Origin of the sequence: Pseudomonas sp. Pdm06, assembly GCF_014851795.1 — a bacterium.
GTDB lineage: Bacteria > Pseudomonadota > Gammaproteobacteria > Pseudomonadales > Pseudomonadaceae > Aquipseudomonas > Aquipseudomonas fluorescens_AA.
Genome location: NZ_JACVAH010000003.1, coordinates 89100 through 100782, shown reverse-complemented (window position 1 = coordinate 100782; position 11683 = coordinate 89100). Strand labels below are relative to the sequence as shown.

4 protein-coding genes (1 of these 4 running past the window's edge) are annotated in these 11683 nt (G+C 63.3%); 2 read left to right on the top strand and 2 right to left on the bottom strand.

Features of this window, described 5'->3' with window-relative positions:
• Positions 1–2: 2 nt before the first annotated feature.
• Together IB266_RS06040 and IB266_RS06035 are read right to left on the bottom strand one after the other, a co-directional pair.
• On the bottom strand, positions 3–2003 hold the full coding sequence (locus IB266_RS06040; RefSeq protein ID WP_318646579.1) for an ATP-binding cassette domain-containing protein: 2001 nt from the start codon (positions 2001–2003) through the stop codon (positions 3–5).
• A gap of 611 nt (positions 2004–2614) precedes the next feature.
• Positions 2615–3070 carry a hypothetical protein gene (locus IB266_RS06035; RefSeq protein ID WP_318646578.1) on the bottom strand — a complete coding sequence of 152 codons (456 nt, stop codon included), beginning with the start codon at positions 3068–3070 and terminating at the stop codon, positions 2615–2617.
• A gap of 280 nt (positions 3071–3350) precedes the next feature.
• On the opposite strand from IB266_RS06035, the gene IB266_RS06030 reads away from it, so the two are divergent.
• Positions 3351–4073, top strand: coding sequence for a hypothetical protein (locus IB266_RS06030; RefSeq protein ID WP_192260548.1), 723 nt, complete (start codon positions 3351–3353; stop codon positions 4071–4073).
• A 576-nt stretch (positions 4074–4649) separates the two neighbouring features.
• Positions 4650–11683, top strand: the 5' portion of a protein-coding gene (locus IB266_RS06025) for a non-ribosomal peptide synthetase (RefSeq protein ID WP_192260547.1). Its footprint extends 2530 nt past the window's final position; only the first 7034 of its 9564 coding nucleotides appear in the window; the start codon lies at positions 4650–4652; its stop codon lies beyond the right edge, outside the window.

Sequence of the window (11683 nt, the reverse complement as noted above, 5' to 3'; positions counted from 1 at the left end):
GTTCAGTTGTGCAAATGATCTTGCTTGCGCAAGCTCGATTGAATGATTCGATCAGGGATCAGTGCGCACAGGACGATCGCCACACCCGCCAGAACCCCCTCGCCCCCCTTGATGTTGCGCAACGCCGTCATGACGTCATAACCCAGACCGCCAGCACCGATCAGGGCGGCGACCACGACCATAGACAGGCTCATGACGATGGTTTGATTGATCCCCAGCAATAGCGAGCGGCGAGCCAGGGGCAGTTGCACCTTGATCAGGGTTTGCCAAGGGCTGGCCCCATGGGCAACCGCCGCTTCGACGGCATCCTTCGGGACTTCCTGGATTCCCAGCGACGTCAGGCGAATCATCGGTGCCAGGGCAAAAATCACGGTCGCGATCACGGCCGGAGTCTTGCCGACAGAGAAGAACGCTACGGCAGGAATCAAGTACACAAACGTCGGCAGGGTCTGCATGACATCCAGCAAGGGTGTGATCAGGCGCCGTACAAGCGGGCGCTTCGCCAGCAGAATGCCGGTTGGTACACCGATGGCCAGGGCAATCAACACCGACGAGCCGACCAGCGCCAACGTCGCGATGGTTCGCTCCCAAAAACCGAACACCCCGATGTACAACAAGGCAGCGCTGCTGCTCAGCGCCAGCGCCAAGCCGGCCGAACGCCACGCCAGAAACACCAGGGCCACTGCCGAAACTGGCCAGGGCAACCAGCCCAACAGGTTCTCGACACCTTCAATGACAGTACGAACGGCAACGATCACGCCAACGAAGGCGCTCTCGAACGTCACCTGCGACCAGCCGATGAATTCATCAATGCTCTGTGCCGCCAGCAGCAGCGCCTGGCGATTGGCCGGGAACTGCAACAGCACGTGGGTAGTGTCAGGCGTAAACACCCGCCAGATCACCAATGCCTGACTGACCAGCAGCACAACCAACGGCAGCCCCCAACCCGATACGTTGCGCCGCACAGGCTGGCGGCTCAACGAGAACGCAGTAAAGCGACTGGCCGCGAACACACTCACAGCCGCCAGAATCGCTAGCCATGACTGACTGACAATGCCTTGGCCAGCAACCGCCAGCGCTGCAAGCTCAGCAGCGAAACCAAGCCAGAAAAGACCGCCCTTGCCCTGCGCAGCCAGCGCTGCCGGCCCCAGCAGCAGGGCTTGCCAGCCACGCGAGCCGGGGCTGGCGGACTGCTCGCGAGGAGTAGATTCGGGGGCTTGGAGGGGAACGCTGTCGACGCTGCGCAACGGTGAAGGGGTCGGGGTGAAATCCCGGAAAAAGTCCCCAACGTCGGCGTCAACCGGCTGCTCGATCAACTGTTTGGGAGTGCCCAACTGCACCAGGCGGCCGCGACGCAGAACCGCAATTCTGTCAGCAAGACGTACGGCTTCCGCCGGGTCGTGGGTGACCAGCAATGTACTGATGCCGCGCTCACGCACCAAGGCCAAAAAATGACTTTGCAGATCTCGTCGGATGGTCGGGTCCAGCGCACTGAATGGCTCGTCCATCAGCAGAATGTCCGGATCTGTCACCAATGCCCGCGCCAGGCCAACCCGTTGCTGCATGCCACCGGACAGCTCATGGGGATAATGCTCGCCCCAACCCTCCAGGCCTACCGCCTGCAACTGCAGGGTTGCCGCCGAATGACGAACCAACTCGGGTTCGCCCCGCAGCTCGAGGGGCAACGCTACGTTGTCCAGCACCGTACGGTGAGGCAACAGGCCGAAATGTTGAAACACCATCCCGATGCGCTGCGATCTCAATTCGCGCAATGCCTTGTGGCTCAAACCGCTTATGGCCTGCCCTTCGATCAAGACCTCGCCACTCGTGGGTTCGATCAGGCGATTGATATGCCGCAGCAACGTAGACTTGCCACTTCCGGATGTCCCCATCAGGCACAGAACCTCCCCGCGACGCACCTTCAAGCTGACATCGCTCACGGCCGGCAGCACTGGAGAACCTTTGCGCAAATAGGCTTTGGTGACGTCTCGCAGTTCGAGCACAACATCGCCCTCATTTGCTTGATCGCTGGCGGGTTGCGCAGGCCGTTGAGATGAATCGATCCAGGCAGTTGCCAAAGAGGTTTGAATAAGCGTCACAGGAGCTCCGGGCAAGCGTACCCTGGGAGGCGATCAAGGTGCTCGCCCCAGAATAGGAAATTGGCTGAGCCCCAGGCCATGACCCGAACACGGTTAGCCTGAAGCAAAAAAACGCTGCGCGTGCGGCACAGCGCCTCTTGCTGAATAAAGCTAATCGATCTTAAAAAACAAAAATAAATATCTTTTTAGAATTAGCTTAGGCCTGCTTTTCCCGGTCTATCTGCCTCTGATCTAGAGTCACAAATAATCAAAGGCAGGAGACCACGATGGCCAAACGGTACGAACTTCCCGACGCAACCTGGGATTTGGCTGAAGGAGAACGGCCGCATCGTTACGCGCTTTGACAAACTCGCGAAAAGTTATGCGGAGATGCATTCCTCAGGCACAAAAAAAGCCACTCATCTGAGTGGCTTTTTTGAATCTTGGAGCGGGAAACGAGACTCGTATCTAGTGTCCGACCTATTGAAATCCAAAACCAACCTGCCCCTTACCTCCACGCGCCTCGTCGAAAGGACTTACCGTACCTGGTACAGCACAGCAGCCCCTGGCTTGGGTTCGAAAGCCGGCACAGTGCGCTGCTCAAGTGGTATCCCCTTGGCATCCCAAACCAAGGTGTCCGATGGGTACTCGTCCTTGCGGGTCATGGCGTCGATCTGCTTGGCGATCACCTCCGAGCTTGCAGGCACCTCGGGGTTCCATTGGAATACGCCAACTCGACCATAGAATACAGCCGGCGCGTTGGCATCGAGACGACGATCGGGACACATCACCAAGCCGCGATCAAGCATGACCCGCAACGCGCCGACAGGCACCGCCTTCACCGTGGGCGTGGTGCGCTCGGCGCTGTGGCCTGGGCAGACATTGGCCGAGCGAGTCACCATGTCCTCGACCACTTGACGATCGGATTGAGCCTGCGCCGAAAAGACAACGGCAGACAAGGCGAGCACTACAAGATTTGACTTCCAGGGCACGCGAAACCTCCTATGGAAAAAAATACTCCAACGTTTCGGACCGCCCCCATGTAAGAACCGTCCGTTGCCAAGGGGCACTCTTGAAGACTACCAAGCCATTAGTTTGTTCCACTTGCTGATTGATAACCCTAGCGCTGGATGTTCAGGAAAGCATCATATCGCTCTAAGGTTGTTCCCATTTCCTCGGGATCGGACAGGTCCCTATGAATGCCCCCCACCCTCATGTTTTTTCATAGGCCGTCGATACCCTGCTAACTTCAGACGTTCAAGGAATGACGACATGACCCTTTCTATCAATTCCGTATTTATCCGGCCATCAGCCGCTCAGCTGAGCCAAACCAGCCAGCCATTGACCACCAAAACCCTCAGTGAAGACTTGCTGAAAACCACGGTCAACATCAATCCGGCGGCGATTTACCATCCAATCAATGAAGCCCCCGAACCGAGCCCGGAAACGGCATCGATCGAGAGCATGATCGCGCGCACCCAGTCGCCGGATTACCCGCAAATTGCCGAGGGGCACAAAAGCGCCCATCAATCGCTGAAACTCTCTTTCGAAGAGTTCCAATCAGCGTTGGCTCACACCGATCCGGATCTCGCCAAGAAGAAATTTGGCTTCACCATCGAAGCGGATGGCAGCCTCAAGGTTCTCAACAGTTCAAGCCAGCTCAGCGCTTCCGACATGGATCGGTTGAACGAGCGGCTGAATGCTTCCAGTGAGTTGAAATCGGCAGCGAGCAGCTACCGCGACGCCTCCATCGCCCTGGTGGCCGCCGACGCTACGTGGGGTGGCAACTTTACGGGTGGGTACATTCTGAACAAGGACAACTTCGCCAACACCATCGATCTGGGTGCCCTATTCCTTAAAAAAGGGACAACCCCAAACGCTGAGACCCTGAACGGCTTCTTCTCCTCCCAGTTGTGGAGCAAGGGCGAGCGGATGACGCATGAAACCGTCACCCAGATGACCGTAGGCGCCAATAAGGTCGACGTGACGGTTTGACTAAATGATGCGCAGACTATCCATGTAGCTGTCAGGCCAAGTGTGGTTTTTTCATTGCCTATCACCTTGAGTTAGCTGAACTCAAATGTTGGCCGGACGCTTACCAAACAAGCAACGTTGCGCGGGGACAGCCTGGTTCGGCAAGTGATGTACGATCTCCTGCGCCTGCACCGTTCGCCGTTCCATCCTATCGCTCGCCCCTACGCTCATGCCTCCATGTCTCCCGCCTGCAAGGGGCGGGACCGCCCCCCGGTGAGCGAGCAGGCAACGCACGGGCTCAAGCCTGCGCGGCAGCTCTAGCCCGCGGCGGGGCGGGAAATGATTCCGATATGACATCGTACAACTATTAAAAAATGCTTCCCATCTGCAAAAGCGCTGCTATTTTAAATGCGCACCGAGCCCGTCCCACCCCATCGAAAGGCGCCGGAAAACCTTTCCAGCGCGGCCATACCCGGCCGAAGGGCGGCGTCGAGGCTTGTCTGCCGTTGTTTTTCTAAACAGGACCGGTCCGTATCGCGAAGGCCACAAGCCTTGCCGCGTCGACCCAGGGGCACGACCCCTGCACAAGGAGGTGTCATGATTGAACCGCGATGCATTTCGTTGAGTTCCACGCAACAATCCGTCTGGCTCGACCAACTGCTATCGCCCGACACGCCCTCCTACAACATCGGCGTAACCGTGGAAATCCACGGCACGGTGGACCACGCCCTGTTCGCCGCGGCGCTGCGAGCCGTGGTGGCCCAATTCGATGCGTTGCGGCTGATAATCAGCGACCGCGACGGGCAGGTGCAGCAGCAGGTTGCCGAGCACTTGCAGACGCCGTTCACCTTCCACGATTGGCGCGGTGAGTCCGAAGGCCGGGCCATGGCCGCCATCGAGCAATTGAATCGCACGCCGTTCTCGCTCCGCGGGCAACCTCTGTGGGGCATGGAATGGTTTCAACTGTCCGACACCCATGCGCTGTGGAACAGCCGTTACCACCACCTGATCAGCGACGGCACTTCGGTGGGCCTGGTCGGCCAGGCTGTCAGCGCCGCCTATAACCAACTGCTCGTCGGCGAGCCACTCCAACTGGACCCGGTGTTGGCTCAGGGCTATCGCAGCTTTGTCGCCAGCGACCGCGATTACCTCGATTCGGCGCGCCATGCCAAGGCGCGGGATTTCTGGCTGGAGCAGTTCCCGGCACTGCCGGAACCGTTGTTCCAGAGTGCTTCGCCGTCCCGTGATCCGGCCAGCACCAGCGAGCCGCAGCCCAGTGCCCAGGCGATCTGGACCCTGGGCCACCAGCGCCTGGCCCTCATGACCCAGTGGGCAAGAACCCAGGGCGCGACGTTGAGCCATTGTCTGAGCGCATTGCTGGCCGGTTACTTCAGCCGGGTGACCGACCAGCGTGAGCGGCTGGTCATCGGCCTTCCGGTGCACAACCGCAGCAATCCCCTGCAGAAACGGACCGTGGGCATGTTCTCCTCGGTGCTGCCGCTGACGGTCGAGGTCGACCCCGCCGCCAGCTTCGTCGAGACCGTGCAAAAGGTAGCTAGCCAGACCCTGCGCAGCTACCGTCACCAGCGCTACCCCCTGCAAAGTCTGCATCGTGAGTTGCGGGCTCGCGCCGGCCACCCCGGCCAGTTGTTCGAGCTGATGCTGTCGGTCGAACAGTACCCCGGCGACGTCAACCTTGCCTCGGCCCGCTGCGCTCTGCGTACCTGGCACAACGGTTATGAGCGCTATCCGCTGGCGATCTATCTGCGGCATTACGAAGCCCAGGTCGAACCCTTCCTGGAATTCAACTACGACCCGCGACTGTTCAGTGCCGAGCAGATGGCCACGCACCTGCGGCGCCTGGAGTGCTTGACCGATCAGGTCCTCGCCGAGCCAACCCGGGCCCTGGGCGACTGGGTGCTGCTGGACACAGCCGAACGGCAGCAGATCCTTGACGATTTCAATGCCAGCAGCCGTGACTACCCGGCCGATGAACCGCTGCCGGCGCTCTTCGCCGGGCAGGTGCAACGGCGCCCCGATGCGTGTGCGCTGCTGGACGGCGCGCAGACCCTGAGCTATCGCCAGCTCGACCAACGGGCCGAGCGCCTGGCTGGGCATTTGGCGGCCTATGGGATTGGCGCCGGTGATGCGGTGGCGCTGTGCCTGGCCCGGGGCGCGGCGTTGATCGTGTCGATCCTGGCGATCCTCAAGCGCGGCGCATGCTACGTACCCATCGACCGGGAGGCCCCGACGGCCCATCAGGCGCGGGTACTGGTGGACTGTGGCAGCGCCTGGCTGCTGGTGTCGGGTGACGATCGGCCCGCACTGGAAAACGTCCGCTTCATTGACGTTGCAGCGCCAGACCATGTATTGGCTGAATCCCACCCGGCCCGCGAGGCCGGCGATGTCGCCTACGTCATGTACACCTCCGGTTCCACCGGAACGCCCAAGGGTGTGCAGGTGCCGCACCGCGCCATCACCCGGCTGGTGCGCAACAACGGCTTCGCCGAGTTCACCGCCCAGGACCGCTTCGCTCTCGCCGCCAATCCGGCCTTCGACGCCAGTACCTTGGAGATCTGGGGCGCGCTGCTCAACGGCGGCTGCCTGGTGGTCTGCCCCAGTGAAACCCTGCTGGACGCGACCCGCTTCAACGAGCACCTGCTGCACCACGAAGTCAGCGTGCTCTGGCTCACCGCCGGGCTGTTCCATCAGTACGCCGAGGCCCTGGCGCCGGCCTTCGGCGCGCTGCGCTACCTGATGGTCGGCGGCGACGTGCTCGATCCGCGGCGTATCGAAAAGGTCCTGCGCCATTCGCCACCCCAGCACTTGCTCAACGGCTACGGGCCGACGGAAAACACCACCTTCACCACCACTCACGCCATCACCCTCGAGGATGCGTTGGCCGGTGACATTCCCATCGGCCGGCCCGTGGGCAACACCCAGGTCTACGTGCTGGATGAACAGCGCCGTCCAGTGCCGATTGGGGTGGTCGGCGAGCTCTACGTCGGTGGTGATGGGCTCGCCCTGGGGTACCTGAACCAACCCCGACTGAGCGAAGAACGCTTCGTCGCCAACCCCTTCAGCCAGGCACCCGGGGCACGTTTGTACCGCACTGGCGACCTGGTGCGCTGGCGCGCCGACGGCGTGCTGCTGTTTCTGGGCCGCAATGATTTCCAAGTGAAGATCCGTGGCTTTCGCATCGAGTTGGGGGAAATCGAAGCCCAGCTCAAGGCCCTGCCGGGAATAAGCGAGGCGCTGGTGCTGGCCGATGCCCAGCAGCGCCTGCTGGCCTACTTCAGCGCCACCGAGGCACAAGAACCCAACGCCCTGCGCGCCCGCCTGGCAGCCGTGCTGCCGGACTACATGCTGCCGGCGGCTTTCGTCCAGGTGGACGGTTTCGCGCTGACCGCCAACGGCAAGCTCGACCGCCACGCCCTGCCCGAGCCCGACGAACAGCATTTCGCCCTGCACTGCTACGAAGCGCCCCAAGGGCCAGTGGAAACCCGACTCGCCGAACTGTGGGCCGAGGTCCTCGGAGTGCCGCGGGTCGGTCGGCAGGACAACTTCTTTGCCCTCGGCGGGCATTCGTTGCTGGCGGTGCAGATGGTCGAGCAGTTGCGGGCCGAAGGCTGGCAGTTGGACGTAGGGACCTTGTTCAGCGCGGCGAACCTGCTCAATCTCGCATTGCTGCTGGAGAAGCCGCTGGGTCCGGCCAAATCACAGGCACTGCCTGAGGCATCCGCCATAGCGCCGGACTGCAAGCGCATCACCCCGGCCATGCTGCCGTTGCTCAACCTGCCACAGCCTCAGATCGACCTGATCGTGACGGCGGTGGAAGGCGGCGCCGCCAACGTGCAGGACATCTACCCCCTGGCGCCCCTGCAGGAAGGCTTGCTGTTCCAGCACCTGCTGCAACCGACCGACGACGCCTACCTGTTACGCGCGACACTGGCTTTCGACAGCCGCCCACTGCTGGACGCCTTCATCGCCGCCTTCGATCAGGTGATCGCCCGCCATGACATCCTGCGCAGCGCCGTGCTCTGGGAAGGCCTGGACGAGCCGGTGCAAGTGGTCTGGCGCGAGGCGCCCCTGCCGGTGGTCTGGCTGGCGGCATGCGACGCCTTCGCCGAACAGCCCCTGGACATCCGCCGCGCGCCCCTGGCCCAGGCCTACGTGCGCTTCGACATGCCCAGCGGCCAATGGCAGTTGCAGTTGGTCCACCACCACCTGGCCATCGACCACGCCACCCTGGCGCTGTTGTTCGGCGAAGTCCGCACCTTGATGCAAGATCCCGGGCATCCGCTGCCTCCGACCGTGGCGTTTCGCCGGTTCGTCGCCCAGGCCCGCGAGCACCGGCGCCAGGCCAGCGCCGAGGCCTATTTCCAGCGGCTGCTCGGCACGCTCGACGAGCCGACCCTGCCCTACGCGCTGCACGACATCCAGGGCTCCGGCCGCGACAACCGCGAGGCCCAACGCTCACTCGACCCCGCCCTGGCCCACCGCCTGCGGCAACTGGCCAAGACCCAGGCGGTGGGCGTCGCCAGCCTGTTCCACCTGGCCTGGGCCATGGTGGTGGGCAAGGCCAGCGGCCGCGACGACGTGGTCTTCGGCACGGTGCTGTTCGGTCGCTTCAGTGCCGGCCAGCAGGTGGAGCAGGCCCTGGGGCTGTTCATCAATACCCTGCCCCTGCGCATCGACCTCGACATGCCCCTGTATAGCGCCTTGCGCCAGACCCATGGACGACTGACCGAACTGCTCGCCCATGAACACGCGCCGCTGGCCCTGGCCCAACGTTGCACTGCACTGCCCACCCAGGCAGCGTTGTTCTCAGCGCTGCTGAATTTTCGCCACAGCCAGGCACAACGCTCGGCCCGCCCAGAGTTCGACCTGCCCGGGGTGCGCCTGCTGGGCAGCGAGGAGCGCAGCAACTACCCGTTCTGCCTGTCCATCGATGACCTCGGCGAAGGCTTTGCCCTGACCGGACAGGTCCATCGTTCAGTCTGCGTCGACGCGGTCCTTGCGCAAATGATTCGGGCCCTGGAGGTGGTTGCACAGACCCTGGAAACCGCACCGGCCACCCGTGCCTGTGCCTTGGACATCCTACCTCTGGAGCAACGCCAGCAACTGCTGGAAGGGTTCAACGCCACACGGCAGGCGCATCCACGGGACACCCTGCTGCACCAGCCCTTCGAGCGGCAGGCGGCACTGCATCCCGACGCCGTGGCGGCGCAGTTCGAAACGCCTGCGGGAGCCCAGCTCAGCTATGCCCAGCTTAACCAGCAGGCGAACCAGTTGGCCCACGCCCTGCTGATGGCCGGGGTGCGCCCCGATGACCGGGTAGCGATCAGCCTGCAACGTGGTCCAGACCTGTTGGTCGCCCTGCTCGCCACCTTGAAGGCCGGCGCGGCGTACGTACCGCTGGACCCCAACTACCCGCCGGCGCGTCTTGCGCACATGCTCGAAGACTGCGCCCCCCTGCTGGTCCTGAGCAGCCAGGCCGTGGCCAGTGGGTTACCGGCCACGGCGGTCGAATGCTGGCGCCTGGATGCAGCGCAGTTGCGGGACCGGTTGGCGACCCTGCCCACGGAAAACCCCAGGGTTGCGGACCTGGGCCCAGCGCACCTGGCCTACGTCATCTACACCTCGGGCTCCACCGGCCTACCCAAGGGCGTGATGATCGAGCACCGCAACGCCTGCAACCTGCTGCATTGGGCGCTACGCAGCTTCGACGCCGAGGAATGGCGCCACAGCCTGTTCGCCACTTCGATCAACTTCGACCTGGCGGTCTTCGAATGCTTCGTCCCTCTCGCCGCCGGCGCGACCCTGCACCTGGTGGAGAACGCCCTGGCGTTGGTGGCCCGCCCCTGCCCGGTGTCGCTGATCAACAGCGTACCCTCGGCGGTGGAAGAACTGGTCAGGGTCGGCGCCGTCCCCGACAGCACCCGGGTGATCAACCTGGCGGGCGAACCGCTCAAGCCGCGACTGGTGGAACAATTGTTCGCCCGCAGTGCGACGCAACGGGTCTGCAATCTCTATGGGCCAACGGAAACCACCACCTATTCCACCTGGCTGTCGATGGACCGTGCCGGGGGCTACCAGCCCGGCATCGGCCGGCCCCTGGACAACACCCGTGTCTACCTGCTCGACCGTCATCGCCAGCCGGTGCCGTTGGGCGTGGCCGGTGAGATCTACATCGGCGGAGCAGGCGTGGCGCGGGGTTATCTCAATCGTGCCGAGCTGACCCAAGAACGCTTTTTGTCCGACCCCTTCGTCGACGATCCCCAAGCGCGCATGTACCGCACCGGTGACCTGGGGCGCTGGCGGGCCGATGGTTCGCTGGATTACCTGGGACGCAACGATTTCCAGGTCAAGGTACGCGGGTTCCGCATCGAACTCGGGGAGATCGAAACGCAGTTGCTGGGCATGCCGGCGGTGCGCGAAGCGGTGGTGCTGGCGCAGCCCGGCCCTGCCGGTGATCCGCGGTTGGTGGCCTATCTGATAGCGCAGGACTCGACCACGCCCGTTCCGGACTTGGCTGAAGTACGCGCCTATCTGGAAAGCCGCTTGCCGGACTATATGCTGCCCAGCGCCTGCGTCGCCCTGCAGCAGCTGCCACTGACACCCAACGGCAAACTTGATCGCCAGGCCCTGCCGCTGCCCGAGGCACAGGCCAGCAGTGCCGTCAGACAGGTGCCGCAAGGGGACACCGAACGGCGGCTGGCGGCCATCTGGACCCAGGTGCTGGGCGTCTCGGAAATCAGCCGTGACGACGACTTCTTCAGCCTTGGCGGGCATTCGTTGCTGGCGGTGCAATTACTCGAACAGTTGCGCCGCAATGGCTGGGACCTGGACATACGCAGCGTGTTCGAACGCTCGACACTGGCCGCCCAGGCCCTGCGCCTGGAAAACCTGGCCAGCGTTCCGGCGCCGGCACCAAACGTAAGCGCCATCCCGACCCCGTGCGCCCGCATCACCCCGCAGATGCTGGATCTGGTGACCCTTCCCCAGGCACAGATCGACCTGATCGCGGCGCGAGTGCCCGGCGGCGCCGGCAATATCCAGGACATTTATCCATTGGGCCCCTTGCAGGAGGGCATGCTCTATCACCACCGCGCCCAGCGCGAGGGCGATCGATATGTGCTGCGCAGCCTGCTGGCCTTCACCGACGAGGCGCGCCTGCAACGTTTCTGCGCGGCGTTGGGCCAGGTCATCGGCCGGCACGACGCGCTGCGCACCCTGGTGCTCTGGGAGGACCTGGAGGAACCCGTGCAGGTGGTGCTGCGGCAGGTCGCGTTCACGCCTCGGCGCTTGGCGCTGGAGGCTGACGACGTCGCGGCGCGGTTGCAGGCCAGTGCCGACCCGCGCCACTACCGCCTCGACCTGCGACAGGCCCCGCTGATCGAGGCCCGGGTGGCCTTTGACCCGGCGCAGGAACGCTGGCTGTTGCTGCTGTTGCATCACCACGTGGTGGTCGATCACACCTCCCTGGAATTGATGATCGAAGAGATCGCCCTGATCGAGGGCGGGCGCCCTGCGGACCTGCCGCCGCCCACCGGCACCCGAGCCTTGGTGGCCCAGGCCCGGCGACCAGAAGCGGTGGCCGCCGCCCGCGCTTTTTTCAGCGAGCAGTT